Here is a 703-nt window from a genome sequence, read left to right as displayed (position 1 = left end):
TTGGTCGAAAGACGATCGCGCTGTAAGTTGGTGGGCATCGGACGCGAAGGGATGAAAGTAGGCGGCGGTTGCGTCTTTGTGTGTTTCGAAGTATAGAGATGTGGGATGAGGGGTGAGGCCTTTGTTAAGTACCATGGCGAATGTGGTTTTTGTTTGTTGGGGTGTTGGTGTTTTGTGTGGGTGTTGGTGGGTTGTGTTGGGTGTGTGTTGTTTTTTGGGGTGGGGGTGGTTTGTGTGGTGGTTTGGTGGTGGTGTGGGTGTTGTTTTTTGGTGGGTTGGGTGGTGTTTTGTTGGGTTTTTTGGTGGTTGTGGGGTGGGTTGGGGGGGTTTTGTGTTTGTTTGTTGGGTGTTTGGGTTTGGTGTTTTTGTTTGTTTTTTGGGTGGTGTGGTGTGGTGTTTGTTTTGGTTTGGGGGGGTGTGGGGTGGTCGTTATGTTTAGGTGTTTTTGTTGGGGGTGTTTTTTTGGTTTTTGTTTGTTGGTGTTTTTTGGGGGGGGGGGGTTTTTTGTTTTTTTTTTGGTTGGTTGTTTTTGTTGGTGGTTTTGGTGTTGGTGGGTGTGGGTTGGTTGTTGGTTTGTTGTTGTTTTGGTTTGTTTTGTGGTGGGGTGGGTTGTTGTGTGTTTGGTGTGGGGGGGGTTTTGTTGTTTTTTGTTGGTTGTGTTGGTGTTTTTTGTTTTGTTGTTGGTGGTGGTGTTGTGTGGTGT

The 703-nt window shown here is 47.1% G+C and carries 1 protein-coding gene; it reads right to left on the bottom strand.

What is annotated here, in order from left to right; genetic code table 11:
* Nucleotides 1–124 precede the first annotated feature (124 nt).
* A partial coding sequence (locus ACTHUG_RS11270) for a hypothetical protein (RefSeq protein WP_440422255.1) occupies nucleotides 125–703 on the bottom strand: 579 nt, incomplete at its 5' end.

It is taken from the genome of Neisseria sp. P0022.S009, assembly GCF_051956675.1.
Lineage (GTDB): Bacteria > Pseudomonadota > Gammaproteobacteria > Burkholderiales > Neisseriaceae > Neisseria.
This window is presented reverse-complemented; position numbering and strand designations above follow the sequence as displayed.